At 46.5% G+C, this 24975-nt stretch carries 26 protein-coding genes; 17 read left to right on the plus strand and 9 right to left on the minus strand.

The genetic code is table 11. The features are described from left to right. Window positions 1-28 precede the first annotated feature (28 nt). From INR79_RS19670 to cyaB, 4 genes are all read left to right on the plus strand, one after another. The gene (locus INR79_RS19670; RefSeq protein ID WP_223099149.1) at window positions 29-370 is read left to right on the plus strand and encodes a hypothetical protein; all 342 of its coding nucleotides are present in this window, start codon (window positions 29-31) and stop codon (window positions 368-370) included. Beyond that, complete coding sequence (locus tag INR79_RS19675; protein ID WP_223099151.1) at window positions 370-726, plus strand: hypothetical protein; 357 nt, start codon at window positions 370-372, stop codon at window positions 724-726. The genes INR79_RS19670 and INR79_RS19675 overlap by 1 nt, the downstream gene beginning before the upstream one ends. Before the next feature lie 499 nt (window positions 727-1225). Beyond that, window positions 1226-1630: a GFA family protein gene (locus INR79_RS19680; RefSeq protein WP_223099163.1), complete on the plus strand. Its 405-nt coding sequence runs from the start codon at window positions 1226-1228 to the stop codon at window positions 1628-1630. Window positions 1631-1771: 141 nt separating this feature from the next. Continuing rightward, complete coding sequence (gene cyaB / locus INR79_RS19685) at window positions 1772-2332, plus strand: class IV adenylate cyclase (protein WP_223099176.1); 561 nt, start codon at window positions 1772-1774, stop codon at window positions 2330-2332. Window positions 2333-2410: 78 nt separating this feature from the next. Here the strand turns inward: cyaB and INR79_RS19690 are convergent, their stop codons facing one another. Further along, a complete protein-coding gene (locus INR79_RS19690; protein ID WP_223099178.1) occupies window positions 2411-3280 on the minus strand; it encodes a LysR family transcriptional regulator in 870 nt (289 codons plus the stop codon). Between the two features lie 94 nt (window positions 3281-3374). Between INR79_RS19690 and INR79_RS19695 the strand changes: the two genes are divergently transcribed. Then, window positions 3375-4334, plus strand: coding sequence for a nitrilase family protein (locus INR79_RS19695; RefSeq protein ID WP_223099189.1), 960 nt, complete (start codon window positions 3375-3377; stop codon window positions 4332-4334). An 83-nt stretch (window positions 4335-4417) separates the two neighbouring features. On the opposite strand, the gene INR79_RS19700 is transcribed toward INR79_RS19695, so the two are convergent. From INR79_RS19700 to INR79_RS19715, 4 genes are all read right to left on the minus strand, one after another. Further along, window positions 4418-6679, minus strand: coding sequence for a glycoside hydrolase (locus tag INR79_RS19700; RefSeq protein ID WP_223099191.1), 2262 nt, complete (start codon window positions 6677-6679; stop codon window positions 4418-4420). 77 nt (window positions 6680-6756) lie between these two features. After that, entirely contained in the window at window positions 6757-7569 is an 813-nt protein-coding gene (locus INR79_RS19705; protein WP_223099193.1) for a DUF2861 family protein, read from the minus strand. Then, complete coding sequence (locus INR79_RS19710) at window positions 7566-8216, minus strand: response regulator transcription factor (protein ID WP_223099195.1); 651 nt, start codon at window positions 8214-8216, stop codon at window positions 7566-7568. The genes INR79_RS19705 and INR79_RS19710 overlap by 4 nt, the downstream gene beginning before the upstream one ends. Further along, on the minus strand, window positions 8194-9597 hold the full coding sequence (locus INR79_RS19715; RefSeq protein WP_223099197.1) for a DUF3404 domain-containing protein: 1404 nt from the start codon (window positions 9595-9597) through the stop codon (window positions 8194-8196). The genes INR79_RS19710 and INR79_RS19715 overlap by 23 nt, the downstream gene beginning before the upstream one ends. A gap of 238 nt (window positions 9598-9835) precedes the next feature. On the opposite strand from INR79_RS19715, the gene INR79_RS19720 reads away from it, so the two are divergent. Continuing rightward, window positions 9836-10468: a hypothetical protein gene (locus tag INR79_RS19720; protein WP_200768207.1), complete on the plus strand. Its 633-nt coding sequence runs from the start codon at window positions 9836-9838 to the stop codon at window positions 10466-10468. Window positions 10469-10503: 35 nt separating this feature from the next. Here the strand turns inward: INR79_RS19720 and INR79_RS19725 are convergent, their stop codons facing one another. From INR79_RS19725 to INR79_RS19735, 3 genes are all read right to left on the minus strand, one after another. Further along, the gene (locus INR79_RS19725; RefSeq protein WP_223099199.1) at window positions 10504-10794 is read right to left on the minus strand and encodes a putative quinol monooxygenase; all 291 of its coding nucleotides are present in this window, start codon (window positions 10792-10794) and stop codon (window positions 10504-10506) included. A 92-nt stretch (window positions 10795-10886) separates the two neighbouring features. After that, window positions 10887-11762, minus strand: coding sequence for a helix-turn-helix domain-containing protein (locus INR79_RS19730; protein ID WP_223099201.1), 876 nt, complete (start codon window positions 11760-11762; stop codon window positions 10887-10889). A 25-nt stretch (window positions 11763-11787) separates the two neighbouring features. Further along, a complete protein-coding gene (locus INR79_RS19735; RefSeq protein WP_004398278.1) occupies window positions 11788-12471 on the minus strand; it encodes a helix-turn-helix transcriptional regulator in 684 nt (227 codons plus the stop codon). 115 nt (window positions 12472-12586) lie between these two features. Here INR79_RS19735 and INR79_RS19740 point away from each other — a divergent pair, with 115 nt between their 5' ends. Further along, window positions 12587-12982 (plus strand): RidA family protein, encoded by a 396-nt coding sequence (locus INR79_RS19740; protein WP_022605313.1) that lies wholly within the window; start codon window positions 12587-12589, stop codon window positions 12980-12982. Between the two features lie 39 nt (window positions 12983-13021). Here the strand turns inward: INR79_RS19740 and INR79_RS19745 are convergent, their stop codons facing one another. Further along, complete coding sequence (locus INR79_RS19745; protein WP_223099203.1) at window positions 13022-13894, minus strand: helix-turn-helix transcriptional regulator; 873 nt, start codon at window positions 13892-13894, stop codon at window positions 13022-13024. 172 nt (window positions 13895-14066) lie between these two features. Here INR79_RS19745 and INR79_RS19750 point away from each other — a divergent pair, with 172 nt between their 5' ends. From INR79_RS19750 to INR79_RS19795, 10 genes are all read left to right on the plus strand, one after another. Continuing rightward, on the plus strand, window positions 14067-14249 hold the full coding sequence (locus INR79_RS19750; RefSeq protein WP_223099205.1) for a hypothetical protein: 183 nt from the start codon (window positions 14067-14069) through the stop codon (window positions 14247-14249). Window positions 14250-14610: 361 nt separating this feature from the next. Then, window positions 14611-15252 (plus strand): LysE family translocator, encoded by a 642-nt coding sequence (locus INR79_RS19755; protein ID WP_223099207.1) that lies wholly within the window; start codon window positions 14611-14613, stop codon window positions 15250-15252. Next, window positions 15242-15982 carry a helix-turn-helix transcriptional regulator gene (locus INR79_RS19760; protein WP_223099209.1) on the plus strand — a complete coding sequence of 247 codons (741 nt, stop codon included), beginning with the start codon at window positions 15242-15244 and terminating at the stop codon, window positions 15980-15982. The genes INR79_RS19755 and INR79_RS19760 overlap by 11 nt, the downstream gene beginning before the upstream one ends. A gap of 66 nt (window positions 15983-16048) precedes the next feature. Continuing rightward, window positions 16049-16795 (plus strand): transglutaminase-like domain-containing protein, encoded by a 747-nt coding sequence (locus INR79_RS19765; RefSeq protein ID WP_223099211.1) that lies wholly within the window; start codon window positions 16049-16051, stop codon window positions 16793-16795. Between the two features lie 240 nt (window positions 16796-17035). Beyond that, the gene (locus tag INR79_RS19770; protein ID WP_223099213.1) at window positions 17036-19750 is read left to right on the plus strand and encodes a molybdopterin-dependent oxidoreductase; all 2715 of its coding nucleotides are present in this window, start codon (window positions 17036-17038) and stop codon (window positions 19748-19750) included. Window positions 19751-19769: 19 nt separating this feature from the next. Further along, complete coding sequence (gene cobA / locus INR79_RS19775) at window positions 19770-20648, plus strand: uroporphyrinogen-III C-methyltransferase (RefSeq protein WP_223099215.1); 879 nt, start codon at window positions 19770-19772, stop codon at window positions 20646-20648. Window positions 20649-20687: 39 nt separating this feature from the next. Beyond that, on the plus strand, window positions 20688-21647 hold the full coding sequence (locus tag INR79_RS19780) for a glycosyl transferase family protein (RefSeq protein WP_223099217.1): 960 nt from the start codon (window positions 20688-20690) through the stop codon (window positions 21645-21647). Window positions 21648-21706: 59 nt separating this feature from the next. Next, window positions 21707-22276, plus strand: a complete 570-nt coding sequence (locus INR79_RS19785) for an ANTAR domain-containing response regulator (RefSeq protein WP_022594173.1) — start codon at window positions 21707-21709, stop codon at window positions 22274-22276. Between the two features lie 275 nt (window positions 22277-22551). Further along, on the plus strand, window positions 22552-23988 hold the full coding sequence (locus INR79_RS19790) for a CmpA/NrtA family ABC transporter substrate-binding protein (RefSeq protein WP_410482912.1): 1437 nt from the start codon (window positions 22552-22554) through the stop codon (window positions 23986-23988). Between the two features lies 1 nt (window position 23989). Next, window positions 23990-24973, plus strand: a complete 984-nt coding sequence (locus INR79_RS19795; protein ID WP_022560661.1) for an ABC transporter permease — start codon at window positions 23990-23992, stop codon at window positions 24971-24973. Window positions 24974-24975: the final 2 nt, after the last annotated feature.

Raw genomic sequence — 24975 nt, forward strand, 5'->3', positions numbered from 1 at the left:
GGTGAAGAAGTGCGAAGGTGGAAAAGATTTGTCGATTTCAGATATTGCTCTTTACGTAGGTTTAATAATTTTAGTCTGTGCAGCAATCAATTTATTTAAAGGTATTAATTTCTACAACAAAACTATCGATGAACTCGATAAAAAGTCATTACCTTTGGCTATTGCTTTGCCTTTTCTGATATTTATTAAGGGAGCACACAACGATATAGGTGAAAGTTACCGAAAGTTGTGTTTGAAGCATCTCGGTCTCTTCCTTTTGTTTGGGCTGTTTTTCTGTCTCATAGTGCTATTCGCTGACAGGACAAGCGGGGGTTCTTGGAGCGAATTGAATCTGATGTTAAAAAGTCTGGGCAACAAAGAGGGAGTTTAATGAAGTTAAACATACTGGCATTTTGGTGTGGTTTCGCAACGCTGTTTAGTATCCAGATTGCAGGTACATTTGCTTACTACGAGTTCTTCTCTTCCCAAAACTATCCAATAGTAAGCTGCTTTATTTCTTTTTTTGCTGGGATATTGGCGGGTTGTGTGACTAAGAGCATTGTTACTCGCCCAAATCTAAGTGTCCACGTAGCATTAAGTGTTTTGGTGTGCTTGATCTGGAGCGTTCTCTTTCCAGTTCCTCCATGGCGAAGTCTTCTGGTTTGGTATTGGCCTTTTTGGGGATTTGGGTCTTTCATTGCAGTACTTACTTTATGTAAGTTAAAGTCAAACAATACCGAAGCATGACAATCGGTCATTTTCTACTAGCTCTTTGAAATAGTGGTGTGTATGCATATTTTTTAGCAATGTTGATAATATTTTGTGTATTTTTAGCGTTCAGATTTGGTTTTATTGTCCTAGACCGATGCGTGTTTGAATTTCAGTTAACGCCAATTCTTAAACGTGGTGAAATAGCAAACCTGAGAGAATATTCTGTTGTTCATCAGTATATTGAAATGAAATTTGAGCAAGATTCAGAGTCATTTCAGGAAAGTGAAAAAATTGATAGGCTGAATGAAATTATCAGCAATTTTGATAGCCAAAATCAAAAGTGAAAACTGACCCACAACCAAGTTGTGCCTTCTCCCACATCTAATACGGCTCGTCGCCATAGCAGTTGCTACAATAACAAATGGTGTTGTGGGAGCTACCCGGAAGTATCACCTATTTAAATCACATGAGTTATGTGGATTTTTGTGCTTCTGTAGTGGTAGATGCATTTTTCAGGAAATCACAGGGAAGTAAAATGACAATAACAGGTGAGTGCTTTTGTGGTGCAATTAAATACAAAGTGGAAGGCAAACTTCATGATGCCCGATCCTGTCATTGTTCACGATGCCGCAAAGCGTTTAGCGCTCAAGCTTCAGCTTATGCTCTTGTCAAAGAAGGGGAGTTTGAGTGGGTGTGTGGTAAGGAAAAATTGACCTCATATGTCGGGGAGCACGGTTTTGGGCTTCAATTTTGCTCGGTGTGCGGCTCGACACTCGTTGGTGTCTTTCAAGGTGAAGTCCATGGCGTCACATTGGGTTGCGTTAACGGCGATCCTCAAATCCAGCTCAGTCGCCATATTTACGTGGATTCAAAAGCCTCGTGGGAGCTAATCGCAGATGGCGTCCCTCAGTACAAAGGCGCTCCACCAGAAAATATCTAGTGTCGCTGTGTAACCGTGAGTGCCCTCTGTCTGATGAAAGCTGATGCTACATGTTCTCCACTTATTAAAGCGTTATGATTCTGCTCAATTTCTGTGTGGTTACACCATGGTAATATCCTCTCTTTTGCATAGAAGTAAGAAATGAGTAATCAGCACTTTCAAGGAAAATACGAAGTCGAGTTAAAGTATCGCCTACCTTCAAAATCAGATTTTTTGAATACCCTTAGCTCCATTCCGCATGAAGTTATGCTTCAGGATAATATTGAACGTGATTGGTATTTTGACTGCCCTGACAGAAGGTTAGAAGCCGACAATAAAAGCGTCTGTATTCGCACTATGGAGCCTTCGGGCATCAAGTTATGGATAGTGAAAGGACCAGAACCAGATAGATGTGAAGCCACAGATATCACCAATGCGTCTAACGCTCGGAGCATGTTGGAAACTATGGGGTATGAGGTGGTATTGAAGGCTACAAAAATCCGCAGCATCTATTTTGTAGGTGAATTCCATATCACAGTTGACTCGTTGGAAGGGCTGGGTGATTTTGCTGAATTTGCAATCATGACCGATGATGAATCCAAACTCTCATCTTATAAGGCTGAACTGGAAGCGCTTGCCAGCCAATTTGGTTTAGATGATTCAGCACTGCAAACTCAGTCATACAAGCAGATGTTTGCGCAACACGCGAAGCTACAAATTTAGCACCCCAGATCTATTTGAAATGACGGTTTTACTTAATGTTGCCAAATTGGCGTTACCAGTGCGCAAATTTGGCTTGATTCAGCGTTTTTGCTTAATCATATCGACAAACCTGTCGCGCACTCGATCTTCTTTGTCATCATTCCAAATTAAACCTACGTCCCAGCTGGTGTCTTGCTGTTTTATTTCAATCAACTGAACATTGTCTGGGCATATCGTCTGAGCGCTTAATGGGATGATGGCAAAGCCTTGGTTTGCGGAGATAAGAGCCAGTAAAGTGAGAATATCACTAGCCTCTTGAGTCACTGTTAACGGGTGCTTGCTAGCCACCAAATAACGTTGGATCTGATTGAATAATCCCTGCCCTCGGGATGGTCTCAGTTGCAGGTAATTTACATCTGACAAAGAGCCTAAAATATCTTTTCTATCAATATTCTGATTGGTATTTACTGCGACGGCCAGTTGATCAGAGTAGAGTCTCAGACCGTTAAGTGGTGAAGGTAGATTTTGTATTCGATTGAAACTCAGGTGGAGTTCTCCGCTTAGCAAAGCGTCGATCTGTTTTGAAGATGGCGTATCGTCTAATGTGATGTGTACCTTAGGGTACATTTGCTTGAATTGAGATATCCAGTCGGGTGCTTGGCGGTAGGTTGAAATACCAAAACCAATGTTCAGATGTCCCTGTTCGCCTTCAGCCACACACTTTGCCAATCGCTCAAAATCGCTGAACCTTTCAGTGAGTTGCTGAGCCTCGCTCAGAAGCGTGCTTCCTGCTTGGGTAAGTTGTGCGCCGTTTCGCCCTCTTTCAAACAGCTCAACCCCTATTTGGCTCTCCAGCCGCTTTATCTTTTTAGTTAAAGCCGACTGAGTAATATAAAGGTGCTCGGCAGCCAGAGTGTAATTGCTGTCTTTAGCGAGCTGACAAAATGCGCGCAGTAGATCGATATCCATTCCAAGTGCTCATTGAATTGAGATTATTCTTCATTATACGGAATGAATCGGAGTTTCTAAACTGGTGAAAATCCAATCAGTGAAAGAGGTTTCTATGAAAGATGTTCAAGTGGCGTCGGTTCAGTTTCATCATCAAGCCAGTGACAAGTATTACAACTTATCGGTCATGGATTCATTTGTGCGTAAAGCGGCTGAGACGGGTGTCGAACTTATTGTTTTTCCTGAAATGTGTATTACCGGGTACTGGCATGTGTCTAAACTGTCGGAGGAAGAAATTAGAGCACTGGCAGAGCCTGTTCCAAATGGAGCGTCAAGTCAGCACCTGATTAAACAGGCGGAAAAATACAATATGAGTATTGGGGCGGGTTTGATTGAGCTGGCAGAAGATGGCAAGTTGTACAATTCTTATGTGCTTGCCATGCCCGATGGAAGAATAAAGAAACATCGAAAACTGCATACTTTTGTCAGCCAATATTTGAGTAGCGGCGACCGCTACACGGTTTTTGATACGCCACATGGCTGTCGGGTCGGGATTTTGATTTGCTGGGACAATAACCTGGTTGAGAATGCTCGTATCACGGCACTGAAAGGGGCTGACATTCTTATTGCCCCTCACCAGACTGGCGGATGCAACTCGCGAAGCCCGGAAGCCATGGGGTTGATTGACCCTGCGCTCTGGCACAACCGAAAACAAGAACCGGAAGCACTTCGCTCTGAAATGCAGGGAAAGAAAGGGCGAAAATGGCTTATGCGGTGGTTACCTTCCCGAGCGCACGACAATGGTATGTTTTTGATTTTCAGTAATGGAGTCGGGCTGGATTCCGGTGAAGTGCGCACAGGTAACGCTATGATCCTCGACCCTTACGGTAAGGTGCTTATGGAAACAGACAGCATTAGCGATGCCATGATTGTTGCAGACCTCAAAGCAGAACAACGAGAAACCAGTACAGGAAAAAGATGGATTGAGGGACGGCGACCAGAGCTGTATCAGTCACTCATTGATGAAGTGGAACAGCCGCAAACGCCAAGACAAGTGCGGCTTGGTGTAGATTGAGCAACAGCCGTACAGCAGAAATTCTACAAACCATAATTGAATGAATAGGTTAAGAGCCGCTTATGCGGCTCTTACAAATCAACCTACGGTTTCGTGGATTGCCAGTGAATGATCTTTCCATTACTCAGTTTTGCCAGAATCGACCGTGGCTTAACAGTGGCTCCATCAGATTGAAAAGCCTGATCGGAAAAGCTTGCAATGATGGTACTGCCATCACCAAAGGTGGTTTTCTGCACGTCCCCTTTGGTATTTAACCATGTGAAATCCACTAAGGGTTGATCCCAAACCTGTTCGTGAATTGGTTGGAAGGCGCTTTGATAATGCTTTAGCGCTTGGATTCGTTTGCCTGATACCGATGAAGCTTCGTCTCGGGTCAGGTGCACCATCGGCGGCGTGTTATAGAGCATAGCAGTCAGATCCCGATTCGCCTGCACATCAGAAAATTTCAGGCTGTCCGTGTGCCAGTGGTGATTGTTGATCACTTCATCATGAAACACAGTTTGGTACAGCGGCACTCGATATTGAGGGTCAAACAACAGCGATTTGAATGGCGCTTTCACCTTAGCAGTTTTAAAGAAAAACTCGGGTTTATGATCAGGATACCATCGACCCAGATAATGCGGAGACTGTCGGTTTTTGTGCATGTCTTGGTCGCGCCAGCCAAAACCAATGGATTCCAACCCATGAGCAAAGGCGACACCTTGAGTGGTTAAGCTGTTGCCGCTCTCTGAACCCAGCACAACCTTCTGGTCAGAAATCCACGCCATTCTCCGGTTAAAGCTGTTTAGCATTTTAGTTTCGCTGGTGTTGTCTCGGTAGTCTTCTCGCGCCATTGCGGTGGCATCCACATCCAAAAACAGGCTATTGAAGCGCCCAAACTTTATGATGTCGGCGATACGTTTCTGAACATACTCCAAGTAGCAATTAGGGTTCAGGTAATACCCGTTGTTTCGGAATCCTTTTTTCTTATCACCGTTTGCCAGTTCAATCGCGCATTCTTTTCTCATCTCATTAGGAAGCAAAGCGGTTAGCCAGCCATCGTTTATTCCAACAGGAATCGCCGTGTTGTAGGAATCATAGGTTCCAACCAAATAGCCAGCCTGTTTGGCTTGCTCAACAATCTGTGGCTGATAAAAGGCAGGCATCCAGTTATCAAACCCTAGCCAAAGTTTATCGAGCCCAGCGTTCCGGAAGGTTGTAAGCATATCGTCCGACAAAGCTTGCCCCCATTTTTCAGGTGAAATCAGGTAACGCGCAGCGTTGGTCTTCAGCCAAACCTTCCTCTGTTGAGCAGCCTGATATTGGCGCTCAATGGTGTTGTCTGCCAGTGTCGGGAAAGGCGTATCAAATCTCTTTTTTAAGGACGATTCCAAGGCATCCAAAAGTAATTGTTTGTGGTATTGGCTGAACCAGTCTTTACCTCGCTGGAGCGAGGACAGGGCTTTGGCATCGTCCTTGGAAATCTCAAGTCCAGATTGCGTTAAATACCACTTTTTCAAGCCCCACCAGTCGACCACGTCTCCCACACTCAATAATCCAGTCCCAAACAGATAGACATGGCTTGCACCAATCAATTTCGCGACGTCTGGGTTACGCTTTTTCTTTTCAATTAAAGGCTCTGCCATGCCATTTTCTATCCGCCATTGTCTGTATTGTTTAGCGCCATCCAACGGATTGTCTCCCAAAGTGATTTGGATTCTGAACGAGGCAGGCTGGCTGAGAACGGTAAACTGGTGCGAAGCACTCATGTCCAAACGTGGGGTGGCATTGGAAAACTCTAGCCGATTGTTGGTTGGCGTGACGAGTTGATAGCTCACAAATCGTTTGCCCTGCTGCACTGTCCAAAACGGCATTTTGAGGTCTTGTGTGGTGTTTGAGCCCGAATAGCTGTTGGTCAGAAACTTTGCCCAAGTTTTATTTTGAATCGGCACTCTCATTCCTTCGCTGAAAGGCAGAAACAAGGTATCGCTTTGCTTTTCAGGCAGATTGAACCATTCCAGTGAAGTGGGTTGATTACGCTTAATGGGCTTGAGACGTGATGCAGAAAACGCGAAAGCTAACACGTCATGTTTGAGCTGAGCAGTGACTTTAATACCGCTGGGTTGCAACACCCAACTGGCGGTTTGGTTAGCATTCACTTGAACATCTGAAGCGGTCTGCTGTTGCTTGTTAACTTTAATCGCTGGCGAATTTACCTCCAGACCATTCCAGTCGATGGTCAGATTTTCTGGGTGAATAGTGATGTGGCTGCTCTGTTCTTTAAGGGTGATCGGGTTTGCCAAAACAGCGGACGCAAGCAATGCCAAAGGCGAAATAGCCAAAAGGCGGGGGAGCGTGATGAACATAAAGGTCTCTCCAAATTGAATGAGCCTCTATTTCATCGAACGTCTAAGCTCCGATTGTCACCTATTTGTCTCTATTTTCACTTGGCAGGTTCTGGCGTGTATGGAATCGACATTCGGTGGACATAATCGATCGCAATACCATTTTGGTATTCACGCACTTTGACCGACGCACTCAAATATTCAGCCCCTTTACTTTCATGGTGAGGACTTGGAATGTCGGCAGTCTTATCACTGATGGGGATGGCTCGACCAAGCTGCTGGTACTGGCTATCAAACCACTGCCAACTGGCAAAAGCATTGGCGCAATTACTCGGCGTTTCAGGCATGGTGAGCGCTAACTTTGACTTAGCTTTATTACTCAATACCAGCCATGGATTGTCGTTACTTAATGAGATGATTAAAGGGTAAGACACACTCCCAAGCTCTAGCTGATAAATACCTGAAGGTGGCGTGATCAGCATCTCTTGCGATTCACGTTCTTGATACCCTTCCTTTGTGAGCAGTTTGCCCTCTATCAATCGTTTTCCATTAGGAGAAATGACAGAAAAAGGGATACTTGTCTTGATCTGTTCTGCTGATACTTTGATTTGGAAGCCTGCAGAGGTCTGCCCCAGTCGGCGAATAAAATGAATCTTAATCGGTTCGAGGACTGGTCTTTCTGAAAGATCTAAGCCGCATCGGGTCTGATTTAAGATTTCCTGTTTGACTGGCAGCCAATACTGGCTTTCTAGCGCCTGATTCCCCAATGCCAGATGCAATTCTTGCCATGCCCGCTCGGAATGACCTTCGATGAGTGCCTGATAGGTATCTTGCAGTGGTGTATTGGCAAACCACTCAGCGTTGCAGGCAGAAGACGTTAATGCCGCTAGCAGCAATAAATGGGTTTTCATTCAGCCTCCTTTATCAGCCGATAACCGACACCGCGGTGGGTTTCGACGTTCAACACTGGCAGTTTCTGCCTCAATCGCAAGATATGGTTGTCGACAGTGCGGGTACTTGGAAAGGCTTGATACCCCCAGATTTTGTTGAGCAGTTCATCGCGGTGAAACACTCGTCCTTGGTTTTGCACCAACAACACAAGTAACTGGAACTCTTTGGGTTTGAGGCTGATTTCCTGTTCATTAAAGAAAGCGAGTCGTTCAGCAAGTTGAATTCGAACACCTGAATATGTCAAAACACTGCCTCCAATTGGGCGCAGTTGAGTCACCACTCGTGCCAGCAACTCTTCATTCGAAAATGGCTTGGTCACGTAATCTTTTGCGCCCGCCATTAGCCCTTCAATTTTTTGGTCTACCTCTATTTTCGCAGTCAGAACTATGACAGGAACGGCTTTGAGCATCAGCCAGTGAGGCAAGTGCCGCAAGCTGTCTCCATCGCTAAGCTGACGATCAAGGATGACCAGTTCCGCTTGAAACCACTGTTTTTTCGCTTCGGCTGAGTTTTGTGCCCACAAGCAGCGATAGTCATGGGATTGAAAAAAGGAGACCAACCCTTCTCCTAATAGTTTGTCGTCTTCAATCAGCAGTAGGGTGTTCATAAGGTATTTCCAAAATACAACGAGTAGGGCGGCGAAGAATGGTGAGTGCTCCACCGTGTTTTTTCATTAATTGCTCAACAATGCTTAAACCAATGCCCATGTTCTCCTTGGTTTTACGATGTTTGAATGTCGCGAACAGGCTTTGTATTGGCGAAGGAAATGTCCCCTCATCGCGTACTTCAATAATGAGTGTGTTCTTAATTTGGGCGAGCACTTGAACTTTTCCTTTACCGTGTTGTTTGGCATTTTGAATCAGGTTATCTAAACAGATGGATAGCCAATAAAAGGGCAAAGTGAGCTCGGTGTCTTGTTCAAGTTGGAACGGCACATCGTGCTTTTCGCAGATATGGTTCAGCCACTCTTCAACCGAAGCGGATTGTGTCGGGCTGGCGGTTTCCTGGCTGAGATACGCGCGGCTATTTTCGGTCAGCTGGGACAAACGCTGAAAATCAGACACCAGTCGCCAAACCGCAGATTGCGCACTTTCGGAAAGGTTGTCGTAGTCGTCTCGGAACATTTCTACCGTGAGGCCAAGGCTGGTGATAGGCGTTCGAAGCTCATGGGTCAGCAGTTGCATCACAAAGCGCTTCTCTCGGTTTTGCTGGCGAATGATATAGCCACTTCTTAGCATCAATAGGCTCAGAATGATAAGCGCACCGACAGCGACCACTTTTATTGCAGACTGATACACCGAGGGGCTATCGTTAATGCAAAGGTTGCTGTAACGAAGCGCGCATTGATTGCCTTTTGTCTCCAATGTCAGTTTTAGCTGTCTGGCAGTGGGCTGCCAAATCGCAGGTTTGACCGTTTTCCACCCTTGTTCGCTATTGAGCCACAATGTATCGCCTTCCTGCCATGCGCGGTACCCAGACAACAAAGCTTCCCGACCGGATTGCGAAAGAGGAGCCAAAACGTCAAAGAGCGGATGATCAGGGTTGGCAAGGCTAAAGAAAGGCGTAAGCTCGGTTTTGGACTGCGGGTAAAGTTCTGCATATCGATCGGCAAAACTGCCACCCGCCGGATGAAGAAGAGTGTGCGACTGAAACCACTCAACATCGAGCGTCGTTTCCCGGCACAATGCCAGTTCAAACTCTATGGCATCGGTAATCACAGGGTTATCCGACTCAGCAGGCTGGCAGTGCTTACGTACAGACGAGACCAACGCCAATTCCTGCCAACTAAACGCATCAAAATCCGGATATTGCGCCGCTTCTAATAGCAATTCATCGGGATACTGATTTAAAGACTGCTGAGACACCACTAAAGAGGCTTTTTGCCAGGCTTGCTGATAGAAGTTCTGCCATTTGTCTTGAATACCCTCAGCCCACGAAGAAGCCGATAGGCAAAGCACAGCAGTGAAAAGCAAATAGCGGTATGGCATTAAAAATGTCTCAAAGAAAAGGCTACTCCAAATTCTAGAGCGATTTTCCCTTCGTTTGTAACCTATATGTCAACAATGCTTATTTTTCCCACTATCGAAATAACCCCACAACGGTTATGTGTATCTGACTAAATCGGAAAATTTTAAACTGACTCTAAAAAATATTATTTACTACAATGGGTTAGCTGCTCTTTTGATGTACTATTGGCTTGTTGAAATCAATAGATTAGGAGTTTAGATGGACTTATATGTGGAATTACTACAAAAGGGAGACTACCTAGTTATTGTAGTGATCCTTGCGATTTCAGCGGTCTTTAAGTTACCTAATATATTGGATCTATATAAATCAAATAGGAAACAACGTCGCGAATCTATCACTAACGCCATTGCTGATCCTGGCCTAATTCCTGAGCTTAAAGATCATTTTAAGGATGAATTAAACATTGAGTATTTTAGGAATATTCATGGAGTTAAACTTGGTCTTCCGATGTTGAAAGCCGCACTTATCCTGAATGAAAGAGTGTCTGAACAAGTGTCGTTTAGACATGTAGCCAAAGCCGTTAAGACGTTGCCAAACATTCAAGGTATTCATAGGCTGTCTTACCGAGTTCGTCTCTCTAAATTTGATACCGTCGTGTGCTTATACAATCTGGCAAGCGGTTTTTGTCTGATTGTTTCAGGTTTAATTTTAAATCTAGTATTTTTGTATTCTATTTTTACTGACTTTAATCCAGGTTTAGCCGCAATTGGTGTCACTTTTCTGCTAATGGGAGGGTACATGTTCAACGATGGTGTAGCATGGGCGTCAGTGAAACATATTAACAAAGCACTCGAAGCATTCGAGGAAAAATCAGCACAACCAGATCAATAAGCCACTCCATTTCAGAGTGGCTATGGAAGACGCCCTCAAATATCTAGTGTTTTGAAATATTTAATGTTCGGCGCAGAAGCTAGAAAGGATTGAAGCTGAGCTAACACCCCATTCTCTGAAATAAAGGCGATGTAGGATTGATGATGTTCCACACTTGCCCACTCTTCATCTAGCAGCATTTCGCCAGATGCGTCATCGAACAACACAGTGACTTTTCTGTTGCCTTTAAACCCTCGAACATTGGGTAAGTTCGCTTCTAAAAATGGGCGTAGTTCCGCAAACTGATTGGCTTTTACCTTGCAGTTCAAAGTAACACGAATACTCATATTGTTTTCCTCATGGATGGTAAGTTGAGGAAAATTTTATGGGTTCTGTTGGTGGTCACTACTTACACACTGCCAAAAATACCGAAAGTCGGTCACTGCTCGCTATCTATTTGCTTGGGTGTGATCCCGTAGCGCTTTTTAAAGGCTTTTATAAAGTTAGACACATTCAAATACCCGACATCCATCGCCACATCGGTAACACTCAGGCGTTGAGTCTCCAGCAAGGTTTTGGCGTGAGAGAGCCTTTTATCACGTAGCCATTTTTGAGGGGTGGTGCCATACGCCATCTTAAAATCGCGATTAAAAGTAGACAGGCTTCTGCCAGAGAGATTAGCTAAATCTGCAACTTTCAGTTTGAGAACGTCTTGATTGTCGAGCAGCCGATGCAGATTGCGCTTAGGCGAGTCCGTGTTGCTCGCAGACAGCAGTGACGTTAATGTGCCACTTCCGTCTTTCCATTCAATAAGGTGCAACAGTTCCTGAAGCTTTAGCTGAATATAGGCAGGGTTATCGATGTCTTTCTGAAAGGAAGTGAAGAACGTCTCTAGCTCAGGCACATTCGGCAGTATTAAAGAGTCTTGCGATGGTAAAGAAGCTTGGCTCGGTTTTGATTGGCTCAAGAATTGGCGAATGATGGTGTCAGAGAAAAACACCAGATACGCTCTCAAATCTTCCGTTTCTTTGACGTAATCGGAATGCAGGTTGATGCCTCTTGGCAGAAAAATAGCCGATCCAGCCAGTAAATCTGTCGTTCTGTTGTCGCTGTTGGTTAGGGTTTCACGACCACTCTGAATATAAATAAGGCAGGGGGTGTTGGTGTAAAACTCAACGTTCAACAGATCATCCGCCAGCTGTTTATAGAAAATCTGCGCGTCTTGATACCGACAAATACAGCGAATATCCTCCATGCCGGCTAAGGCATCGGGAATCACCAGAATATTCGATTGGCAAAACTCCGCAGTATTCATATTTCTCCCTCAGATATTCAAAGTGTTAGCAACGCTTATCCTGCGCTCGGTACGCATCCAGATTTTTGTCTTTGTCGTCTTCGAAAAAATGCTCTGTCAATGTCATTTCTTGAATACGATCGAGGCGGAAATGACGAAAATCTTCACGTTTCTCGCACCAGCTCGCAAGCAGCCAGACAGGGCTAAAGAATATTAGTGCCAATGGACGAATCGCTCGGGTTGAAGCTTGTTTCTTATCGTCGACGTATTCGATTTCAAGTTTACGTCGTACACGAATGGATTCACGAATATCAGAAAAGCTCACTGTCCACGGAATCATGTTTTCGCTTGGCATCGAGTAGGTGGTGATTTGCTGGAACTCGCCTTGCATGTCAGCAGGCAGCACCGCCTGAATTTTTTCCAGTGCATTAATGGCTTTAAGCGCAAAAGGGTCGTCCGTCCATTGTCTGACCATACTTATGCCTAAGCCTAGTGCTTCTAATTCCTCGGAATCGAAGGTGACAGGTGGAAGGTAGTATTTTTTATCGATGATATAGCCCACGCCTGCTTCCCCTGATATTGGCGCACCAGAATCGACGAGATCCTGTATGTCCCGATACACTGTACGGGTGCAAATCTGAAATTCCTCGGCAATCTGTTTTGCTGTGACTGCTCTTCTCCGGCTACGTAAAAAGTGCACAATCTTGATTAATCGGTCCGCTCGCCTCATTTTTACTTCCTTGCTCTGCTCAATAATTGCATCTTAATTCAAGACTGCTGACACCATGTTGTCAGTAGGGTGTCGGTATGCTCATTATTCACTTAATGGAAAGGGAATATAAGAGATGAAACGCACACAAGTAAACCCGTGGACATGGTCGCTACCACTTGGCTACAACCAGGGAGAGGTGATTGAAGGGGCGACAAGGCAACTGACCTGTGCGGGTCAAACGTCTGTGGATGGTGAAGGTAATCCTCAGCATGTGGGGGATATGCGAGGTCAGATCACGCTGGCATTGAGCAATCTGGAAGCCATTCTGAATGCGGCTGATATGCAGCTTTCCAACATTACTCAATTGCGAATTTACACCACTGACGTGGATGAAGCCATGAAGCACTTTGACGTGCTAGGCGCGAAAATGGGACCCGCGAATGCAATGCCACCAATGACTTTATTGGGCGTGACACGTTTGGCATTGCCGCCATTGATGTTTGAAATTGAAGCTGTTGCTGTAGCTTGATGGTTTAAGGGCGAGTGGCGTTGATCCGCTCGCCCGGACTTACACCCCCCTAGACCAGGGTTTCACCTTCTTCCGATATTCAAGTGGCGTGACTTGTTTGTACTGCTTAAATTGCCGGTTGAAGTTGGCTTGATTCTCATAGCCTACTTTCTCCATCACGATTCGGATAGGTAGGTCAGTATTCATCAATAATCCACAGGCGACGTTTAAGCGAATCTTTTTCAGGTGCTGAGAAAAGCTCTCGTTGTAATGTTTCTGGAACAGCCGCCTCACGCTGCTTTCGCTGGTGTAGAGGTGATCTGCGAGAGCCTTGAGCGTAATGGGGTGATGATAGTTTGCCAGCAGGTAAGATTCGGTCTTTCTTAGCTTGTCTGTAAATTTATCATCCTGATCGGGTTCATTTTCTGGGGTGGGCAATAAAAGTTGTATGTTTTTATCTGCCAGCAAAACTTCAAACACTTTTATTAGCGAAATCAATTGATTGATCGGTTTCTTACTTTCTAGTTCAGTCAATATAAGCGTGGCTTGTTCTGCCGTGTCTGGTGAAAACACAATTCCCTTCTTTGAAGCAGCAAGCAAGTGCTTCAAGGGCATGAATTCATGACAATTGGCAATAAGGTGATCTACCCACTCTTTTTTGAACCAAATCACATGAGTTTCAAATCGATCGTTTCCGCTCTCATCGGAAGAATAAACAGCATGAGGAATGTTAGGTGCCAGCATTATCATGTGATTGTGATACACCTCGCTGTTGTGGTGATCCACAAAACACTGACCCGAAAAGTGCCGATGGATGGCGATTTCATATTCCTCATGTCGGTGCCAGCCAGAACCTTTGCAAGGCTCGACAATTTTTTTGTATCGCCATGACAAGCCTATTCTTTGAGGTACGCGTTCAAGGTGACCTTTCATACCGCATCCAATGAAATTCATCTGTAGTCACGTTTTATATTAATGAAAACCGATTCGAAATTTGTAAATTTCGAGTGAAACTGAGCAGAAAGTATTGCTAGTCGGCAGATGAGTACTCTTTTGAAAAAGCTCGAAAAATATACTGAAAGAGCGTTTTATAAGGAGCAGTACTATGGCGTCTTTCAGAGCAGAACTGAAAAATATGATAGCAAGAACCCGTCGTGATTGGTTGGGTCTTCTAGTGTATGGCTATCACATTAAAAGCGAGCAAAATTGGCGAGTGTTTGGATACCAGTCTGAAGAAGAATACAAAGAAGATCTTCGAAAGAGTCTTGAAAAAAATCCTATGTATTAGGGTCTGTTGACCTTTCGAGATGATTTTTGCAGCCATTTGTGGGTTCTTTATACAAGGCAGCGCTTATTCGGTGTAGTCGCTCTACATCAATAAGCGGTAACACAGTAGAAAGGAGCCACAAATGTTGCCCGAAGGGTTCAACTAGGCGTCCCCGGTCTATACCCTTTACTCTTTGTTGCAAGGTATTTGCTTAGAACGACTAAGCTAAAGACCTTGCGCCGCGATTAAAACACATAGAACTCGAACAAAACTTAACCACGAAAGGTCAACAGACCCTAGGTGAGTTAGACTTCTTTCTTATGTTCAGTTAATTCACACAGGAGTACAATTCCGCTTTACCCACTCAGAATAAGGAATTTGAATGTTCGGCATTGAAAACTTTTGGCTATTTGTTGTTTCAGGGATTGCGCTTAACCTGATTCCCGGTCCGGATTCGTTATATGTCATGGGCAGAAGTGCCACTCAAGGAATGAAAGCCGGGGTGGTCGCTGGCGCAGGTATCGGGGCGGGTACGCTGTTCCACATATTTGCGGCGGCGTTTGGGCTTTTGGCTCTGCTGGCAACCTCTACCATGGCGTTTACCGTGGTCAAAATTATTGGTGGGTTGTACCTGCTTTACATGGCAGCCACCATGCTGCTCTCCAAGTCATCTTCTTCCGAATCTGGCGAAAAAGTAGAATTCAAAAAAGCGCCGTTAAAAAGCATTTTTCTTCAAGGTTTTCTCACCAACGTCCTCAACCCGAAAGTTGCCCTTTTCTTCCTCGCTTTTGTTCCTCAGTTTATTTCGGCGGAAAGTGACAGCAAGGCTCTGGCATTCTTAATTCTAGGCGTAGTGTTTAATTTCAATGGCATGTTGTGGCTGCTGTTTTTGTCCTGGACTTCTGCCAAAGTCAGCACCAAGGTTCAACAGAGTGAAACCATTGTTCGCTGGACAAAACGCGCCGCTGGCACCTTATTTGGGTACTTCGGTATTAAGTTGATGATCACATCAAATGCCAGCTAACTTAAGGTTGCAACCAGGGTTGTTTGCGAGCTACAGTCAGGCGTTAGAAGCAAACAACCATCGCCACCACGCAATTCAGCTCACCATCTCAGACGGTGATGCTGAACTTATCACTGAAAGCGCTACTATCCGTGGCGCTTCTTTATTAGCGCCTAATGTCCTTCATCAATTAGAACTGGAAGCCGGATGGGTCTGGTTGATCGAACCGGAGTCCACGTTAGGGGAAGTCTTACTTCGCCTTCTTGATAGCGAAACCTGCATTTCGCTCGGTGACTTGCCCTGCCATACCAACATAGACCAACAATTTGTCTTGGTATCCGATTGGCTTGAGCGGCAATCATTGCCATTCGATATGTCTCATCTGAATACGAAAGCAGAATATGTTCAGCTTGATAACCGAATACTCAAGTTACTGGAGAGGCTCAATCAGTGTTTTGGGCAAGTATGCGTTAAACCGGATCACTGGCGAGCGAGTGATATTGCACAAGACCTGGTGCTTTCCGAAAGCCGCTTCCTTCATCTGTTCAAAGAGAATATGGGCATTGCGTGGCGTCCTTATTTGCTCTGGCGTCGTCTGCTCTGTGCCATTGGTATGCTGAAATCAGGCAAGAGCGCCACTGAGTCGGCGTATATGTCGGGGTTTGCCGACAGTGCTCATCTAAGCCGAACGTTCAAACAGCATTTTGGGCTTACCATTCGCGAAGCGATCAAACTTTTAGAACCGTCATAGCCAGTTTATTCAATTTCTTCTGTCGATGATTTCGTAACCTGAAGCCATCAAATCGCAGGAGGCAATATGAATAACGATTTCACTCAATACCTTGAACCCACCACCATGGTGGATTTTAACCACCCTACTATTCAAAAGCTGATTGAAGAAAAAGGCTGGCGAACTCTTTCTCCCTTCAACGCCATCAAGTCTATCTACAATTTTGTGCGCGACGATATCACCTTTGGATACAACCTGGACGACACTCTTCCCGCCAGCCAAGTGCTTAAAGATGGCTACGGACAGTGCAATACCAAAGGGACGCTACTGATGGCGTTACTAAGAGGGGTTGGTGTCCATACTCGGTTTCACGGATTTACCATCTACAACCAACTGCAAAAAGGTGCGATCCCAAGTTACATTTTCCCCATTGCTCCTGAGCGAATCATACATAGCTGGGTCGAAGTCTGGTTTGATAATCAATGGCTGGAAGTTGAGGGATACATCATAGATAAGCCCTATCTTTCTCAGGTGCAGACACGCTTCAAAGACCAGTGCGATGAGTTCAGCGCTTATGGAATAGCAACGCCGTGCCTGAAAAATCCGGCAATTGAATGGAATGGCAACAACACCTATATCCAGAAAGAGGGCATAGCGGACGACTTTGGGGTTTATACGCATCCCGATACCTTCTATGCCGAATACGGCAGTAACCTGTCTGGCATCAAACGGGTTTTGTTTCGGTATGTTCTCCGCCACCTTATGAATCGTAATGTGAACCGTATCCGCACACGGGGATTGCGCACTAATTTGGGGTTATTTGCTCAGAGATAGTGCACCTGCTTCAAGCGCCAATTTGTTAACTCATTAAATAATAAGAGGTTTAAATGTTGGCTTGAACTTTGCTGTTATCTGTTTGCCTCGCATCACCGTATGGAAGCGACCCGATGTGAGGTACTTGGGTTTCAAATATTACGCAACGTCACAGGCAATGGCGCCTTTCCAGCTTCGGCTGGTTGGGCGCATTTTTTTGCCAGATAAGAAGAAACTAAAGAAGTAACCAAGGGAAGCAGCATGTCGAAATGTGAAATTCAGTCTACCTGCCCATATTGCGGGGTTGGGTGTGGTGTCAAAGTGACTCAAAGCGAGATTAAAGGCGACGAGTCACACCCAGCAAACAAAGGGGCGTTGTGCGTAAAAGGTGCAGCCCTGAAAGAAAGCCTGAATATGCCTTCACGGCTTTTATACCCGAGGGTTGGCGGGGAAACCGTTTCCTGGTATGACGCGGTTGATTCCATTTCTCAAAAGCTATTTGAAACCATAAATAAATACGGACCAGATTCGGTTGCGATGTACGTGTCTGGTCAGATACTCACAGAAGATTATTACGTTGCCAACAAACTCATGAAAGGGTACGTGGGCAGCACCAACATAGATACCAACTCCAGACTTTGTATGTCTTCAGCGGTGGCGGCGCACATTCGTGCTTTCGGGGAAGATGTAGTGCCCGTCAATTACGACGACTTATTGAAAACCGATTTGATCGTGATTACGGGAGCGAATACCGCCTGGACGCACCCTGTTATTTTCCGTCAAATCCAGCAAGCCAGAGAGCAAAACCCCCACTTGAGGCTGGTGGTGCTCGATCCAAGAAAAACCGTGACCGCAGAACAAGCGGATCTTCACTTAGCGTTAGATAACGATGGCGACATCACGCTGTATAACGGGTTGATGCGATTCTGTTTAGACAACGGTCATATCGACTCTGAGTTTATCGAAGCCAGTACCAACGGGTTTGATGGATTGTCTGAACACCTGATGCAGCCAGAATACGAGCTTCTGAATGTGGCGCAGACGCTGGGTCTGGATGTCGGACCGCTTCGCACTTTTTATCAATGGTTTGCCTTGTCACCGACTGCCATTACGGTGTTTTGTCAGGGCATCAACCAGTCAGAGCAAGGCGTCGATAAAGCCAACAGCATCATCAACGCCCATTTACTCACGGGAAAAATCGGAAAAACGGGCAGTGGACCGTTTTCAATCACGGGTCAGCCAAATGCCATGGGGGGAAGAGAAGTAGGAGGTCTGGCAAACATGCTGGCGGTGCACAGAGGGTTCGATGAAGCCGCGGTAAACGCCGTGGAAGCGTTTTGGCAAGCGCCCAATATGGCAACCAAACCGGGATTGAAAGCGGTCGACTTGTTCGATGCGGTTGAAAAAGGGAAAGTCAAAGTCATCTGGATTATGGCGACCAACCCTGTAGTGTCGATGCCAGATGCCGACAAAGTGCGTCGGGCACTCACTCAATGCGACATGGTGATCGTGTCAGACATTACCGCCGACAGCGACATTGCCCACTATGCCAATGTCTTACTGCCCGCAGCAGGGTGGGGTGAGAAGCAAGGTATGGTGACCAATTCTGAGCGCTGCATTTCAAGGCAAAGACGTTTTATTTCGCCGCCAGGTGAAGCCAAGCCAGATTGGGAAACCGTATCCGCTGTTGGCAGAGCGCTTTGCGAGAAAATGGGCGTAGAAAGCGGATTCGATTTTGAAACCGAAGCCGATGTGTTTCGCGAATACGCTCGGATGACTGGCATTAATCGAGATACCTCATTGCTTCTGAACTTATCAGAGCTAATGGACATGACCGATGAAGAATATCAGTCATGGGCGCCAGCCCGATGGCCGTTAGGAGAAAGTGACGCACCTTATCGAAATGGCCGCTTTAGCACGGCAGATGGCAGGGCGAACTTCGTTGTTGCCAAGGATAAAGCTACCGAAGTTAAGGCTACCAAGGATAAAGCTACCGAGGATAAAGTTACCAAGGAAAAAACAACCAAAGAGCAGGAAGTCAGCTGGTGGCTGAATACTGGCAGACACCGCGATCAATGGCACACCATGACCCGTACTGGTCATATTGAGCACCTGTCTGAGTTAGATCCGGAACCGACTTTATATCTCAATCCATTAAGCGGGCAAATGCTGGGAATGAGCGAAGGGGAACTCATTCAAATCCAGCAGCCTGCGCTCTCTCAGCCAGCTACCGTGTATGCCAAAACGAAATGGGATAAGGGGCTGAGCAATAAACAGGTCTTTATGAGTATGCACTGGGCAGGTGAATACAGTGGTCTACAAGACAGCCAAAGCCAGATAAACCGAGTGGTGGATTCGGTGGTGGATCCGCTTTCGGGTCAGCCTGCGTTTAAATCGCAACCTATTGAACTAAGCCCGATCAAAGTAGGCAGCTATGTCACCCACCTCCAACGCAGTAGCCGTGAACCTACTTTACTGTCGAGTTTGGGCATTCGTCCGCTGTATGCATCTTGTCAGCGATTAAGCAAAAGTACGGTATGGCGGTATTGCACCCCATCACCTTGCCTTAAACCAACGGAACCAGACACCCATCAGGGATATTTGATTTTAGATCTTCCTAACGGTTGGTGCGCAATATCCGGCGGATTTGAAGCCTCTGAAAAACAGTTTGTGGTGGGTACTCTGACGGTGGTGAGCGACAAGCCGTGGTCACTGGACACAAACGAACTGAGCAGCATGCTCGGTGAAGCGCTCGATATTCGGAAAATCTCTCAGGCACTGTCAGGAACGAAGCAGGGCAACCTGATTTGCAGTTGCTTTCGAGTCACCGACACTCAAATCAAACAGGCGATCGAGCAGCACGATATTCATAGCCTGAATCAGCTTCAAGCGTTACTGAAATGCGGAACCAACTGCGGCTCCTGTATTCCTGAACTCAATAAAACACTTGAACAGAACATCATTTATATCAAGTAATTCGAGAGAGTATTCAAGGATGACAAAACAGAACGCGACACACTTTCGAAGCCCGTCTTCCAGCGCAGGCAACAAAGGCACCATTACTCTTGTTCGCAAAGGGGAGTCTGGTTCTCGTCGATATTCAGAAGGCGGGCGCAGTTTAGGTGAGGTGAAACTCATTGGCTGCGGTCCCAACGATCCAGAATTATTGACCATCAAGGCGTTTAAAGCCATCCGGGATGCACAGGTACTGGTGTATGACCGGTTAATTAATCAAGACATTCTGAGCATTGCGGATAGCGAGGTGGAGACCATCTACGTTGGAAAACGTTGCGGTCAGCCAAGCATGAAGCAAGAAGCGATAAACGGGTTGCTCGTCCGGTTAGCCAGGGAAGGCAAACAGGTCGTGAGATTAAAAGGGGGCGATCCGTTTATTTTTGGTCGGGGCGGTGAAGAAGCCCTTGAACTAGCAAAATACCAAATTCCTTTCGAAGTGATTCCGGGGATCACCGCCGCCATCGGCTGTGCATCCCGTTCCCTTATCCCACTCACTCACCGTGGGGTGTCTCGAAGTGTCACCCTGGTCACAGGGAATGTGGTCACGGGTGCGCTTCCTTCGTGGAGTGGTCTGGTTCAAAGCGGGCAGACTCTGGTGTTTTACATGGGATTGGAAAAAGCACAGGACATCCAACAAGGGCTGATGGAAAACGGACTAAGTGGCAACACGCCTGTTGCCATCGTGATCAAAGGCTGCAGCGATGAAGAACAGATCCATACATTTGAGCTTAAAGACATGATGGAAAAAGCCAGCGCGCTAAAAGGAATGAGTCCAGCACTTATGATTTTAGGGGAAGTGGTGACAATCAGATCGAAGATTCATGCTTTGCTCTCGCAGACAGCTGTGTTTTCTGTATAGTGAGATATTCATCAAGTGGCGTATTCGAAGGAAGCAGTTATGTCTATCGCGGTGCAATGTATCAGGGCTCTTGGAAAAGGCGAACGTGGAAAAAGATCTCTTACGGAGGATGAAGCGTTCGAGTTAATGACAGAGTGGTTAGCTGGCAACGTCGGAGACGATCAGTTAGCGATGATTTTGGTGCTAATGCGGGTGAACAATGAAACCGCAGAAGAGGTTGGGGGTTTTGTGCGCGCGTTCAGGGCTCGGTTTAGTGGCATCAATGCTGATCTGGACTGGCCTTTGTACGCAGGAAAGCGGATTTATGAGAATAAAAGTACCGACAAACCCTGGCATCTGGTGGCAGCTAAAATTCTAGCCAGCAATGGCTACAAGATACTACTGCACGGACATGCCCAACGTCATCTTGCCAACAAAACCCACGCTGAAACCTTTCTTTCGGCCGTCGGTATCGAGTGCGTAAGCAGCTATGATCAGGCACAACAAGTCATTGATGCTGAAGGCATCGCCTACCTCCCTTTGGAAGCTCATTGCCCGGAAATTGTGAAATTGCTGAGCTGGAGTAAACGATACGGAGTCAGAACGCCAATCAACACCATGGTACGCGGGCTAAACCCCGGGTTACTGCCCTATGGTTTGCGTGGCAGCTTCCATCCCAGTTATTCCGAACTGCACGCCAGAATAGAGAAAATTGCCTCGGCGGACTCGCTTAGAGTTTTGTCTTTTAAAGGCGTGGCAGGTGAAACCGAGTTCAATCCCAAAGTGAGCCAAACCGTTTGGGAAGCAAATGAGAATCTGGAATCTCAGTATTGGGAGGAAATGACCTCATGCGACATCCCTGTCGCTAAGTCTTGTGTGGTCGGTACACAAGAAGCCGATCTGGAAGCCATGTCTTACGGTGTGGTGGGGACGATGATGGCCGCGTTATACACCATTCTAGGAAATAAAGAGCGGGCTGAAGCCAACGCAATCCGTTACTGGAAAGAATACTTAACCTGAATTGGGATAAGAGAATCACATCGGTTGGAAGAATACCGAAGTGATGAAAAGGAGAAACTATGAAGGATCAAATGGTTATCGTATGCAGCGACAGTCTGGAACAGCAAGCTCAACTGAGTGGGCAGCTGGCGTTGCACTATGACAACATCATAGGCTGCCAGCTTATTCAGGTGGAAGGCATGCTGACGGATCCTCAATCTTCAGTGATGGTGGTCTCCTGGTCGCAACCGACGGCAGAGCTTAAGCTGCTGATCGATTTTGCCGTGGGTTGCAAATGCCCGCTGGTGGTTATGGTCGGTGACCTTCACAAAGGTAGCATCAAGGATTTTCCTCACGCAAATCAGTACGTGATTCTTCCTTTTCGGGGAGATTACGATCTCAACATCTGGCTGGAACATGCCACCAGACTTCGCGACAACATGTTGGCAATTGAGAAAGAAGTACAGGCGTTGACGCAGAAACTCGACGACAGAAAGTGGATCGAAAAAGCCAAAGGTACGTTGATGAAGATGCATCATATTGATGAAGAAGAGGCGTACAAGGCGCTGCGAAATTCCGCGATGAAATCCAGCCAGCCCATTGGGCAGGTCGCCAAAAACCTGATGCTCACCTTCGATTCGATCAGCTAGGGATTGAATTGGTGCACTGTGCACAATAAGGCGGCATCCAGCTAAGAGTGTTGGATTCAATTAAAGATAACTTATTGATTTTTAATAACTGAAAAACTGGCACACAACTTGAAGTATTAATAACAACGATAAAGGAGCTCAGCTCCAATAACCATCAATGGCGGTGGTTTCTGCTAAGCAACGGCGCGACTGCACTTTCTGTGCAGCCGCGCCTTTTTTTTGAAATTTGAAATTTGGAATTTGAAACTTAGGAAGTTATGGAACAGGAGTGTTCAATGAAATGTCGGAAAACCATTGCCAATAAGACAATAGAAAAATGGAATGCCGTGAGAAATCGCATGGCAAGCCTTTCTCTTAAAAGCCGTGCCCTAAAAAGCCTTGCGCTGGCTGTACTGCTGGGGTCGAACTCGGCATTAGCCGAAGTTGGAGAGCCTGAACTTGAAGACCTGAAATTTGGGTTCATCAAACTCACCGATATGGCACCGCTGGCGGTCGCCTATGAAAAAGGTTTTTTTGAGGATGAAGGGCTGTACGTCACGCTGGAGGCACAAGCGAACTGGAAGGTTTTGCTCGACCGGGTGATTGACGGCGAATTAGACGGCGCACACATGCTGGCAGGTCAGCCACTGGGTGCCACCATAGGGATTGGAACACAAGCGGACGTAATCACCGCATTCAGCATGGACCTCAACGGTAACGCCATCACGGTATCCAACGACATCTGGGCGCAGATGAAGCCTAATCTGGAAAAACAAGCCGACGGAAAACCTGTTCACCCAATTAAGGCAGACGCACTCAAACCTGTGGTCGATAGTTATCTCGACAAAGGCAAGCCTTTCAACATGGGCATGGTATTCCCGGTTTCGACACACAACTACGAACTACGTTACTGGTTAGCGGCGGGAGGCATTCATCCTGGCTATTACGCGCCGAAAACCGGTGATAACAGTGGGCAGGTGGAGGCGGATGTGTTGCTCAGCGTAACCCCTCCACCGCAAATGCCCGCCACTATGGAAGCCGGAACCATCAAAGGGTACTGCGTTGGTGAACCGTGGAACCAGCAAGCCGTATTCAAAGGAATTGGGGTGCCAGTGGTGACCGATTACGAGATATGGAAAAACAACCCAGAAAAAGTTTTCGGTGTGTCGGCTGCCTGGGCAAAGAAATACCCGAACACCCATATCCGTGTGGTGAAAGCCATGATTCGTGCCGCGCACTGGCTGGATGAAAAGCAAAATGCCAACCGTATGGAAGCCGTAAAAATACTGGCGAAAAGCCACTACGTAGGTGCGGATGCGGACGTGATTGCCAATAGCATGACGGGCACGTTTGAATACGAAAAAGGAGACAAACGTTCTGTGCCCGATTTCAACGTATTCTTCCGTTATAACGCCACCTACCCCTACTACAGCGATGCCATCTGGTATCTGACTCAGATGCGCCGTTGGGGACAGATTCCATCAGAAAAACCGGACGACTGGTACGCCAATATTGCCAAAAAAGTCTATCGACCTGATATCTATCAGCAGGCGGCAGAATCCTTAATTGAAGACGGGATACTCAAAGCCAGCGATTTTCCAGATTTCAACACGGAAGATGGGTATCGCGATCCGCAGACACACTTTATCGACGACGTGGTGTATGACGGCAAGCAGCCCAACGCATATCTGAAAAAATTCAGCATTGGTCTGAAAGGATCAGAGGAGATCTGATATGGACACCAAATTGGCGAGAAATAATGTCTTTGCCCTTTTTCCTGATAGGGCAAAAGTCGCCAACCACAGCAGGGCACTTGTGCTGCCCTTGCTGGGGATTCTGCTGTTCCTGATGATGTGGCACCTGTCAGCGCGTCAGGTTCAGACCTCTTTGGGTGTGTTGCCGGGTCCCGTTCAAACCGCTCAGCAGTTCGGAAATCTGGTTTCTGAACACTTTGAAGAGCGAGATAAAGAAGTGGCGTTTATTGAGCGTCAGGAAAAACGCAACGCAGCCAAGCTGGCTAAAGATCCGAACGCCAAAGTAAAAATTCGACCTTACACAGGTAAGCCAACCTTCTTTGATCAGATCCTGACCAGCTTGTTTACCGTGGCGTGTGGTTTTTTGCTGGCGTCATTAATCGCTATCCCAGCCGGGATTGTTTTGGGGTTAAATCATGGCTTGTATCAGGCGTTCAATCCGGTGATCCAATTGCTCAAGCCCGTTTCTCCTCTGGCTTGGCTGCCAATTGTCACCATGGTGGTGAGTGCGACCTACGTGAGTGCTGATCCGCTGGTGGCGAAATCATTTGTGAACTCTTTGTTGACCGTTGCGCTGTGTAGCCTCTGGCCCACGTTGATCAATACCGCTGTCGGAGTGACCAGTGTCGATAAAGATCTGGTGAACGTCAGCCGAGTATTGCGACTTTCTTGGTGGCGACACATCTGGACCATTGTGCTCCCTTCTTCTATTCCGATGATTTTTACCGGTCTTCGGTTGTCGCTGGGTATTGCATGGATGGTGCTGATCGCGGCAGAGATGCTGGCGCAAAACCCCGGCTTAGGGAAATTCGTCTGGGATGAATTCCAGAATGGCAGCTCTGCCTCTCTGGGGCGCATTATGGTGGCGGTGATCACCATCGGATTCATTGGATTACTGCTCGACCGAGGCATGCTCGCACTGCAGAAGTGGGTCTCTTGGGATAAAAACCAGACACTGCGATAGGA

It is taken from the genome of Vibrio sp. SCSIO 43132, from assembly GCF_019904195.1.
GTDB classification, from domain to species: Bacteria; Pseudomonadota; Gammaproteobacteria; order Enterobacterales; family Vibrionaceae; genus Vibrio; species Vibrio nigripulchritudo.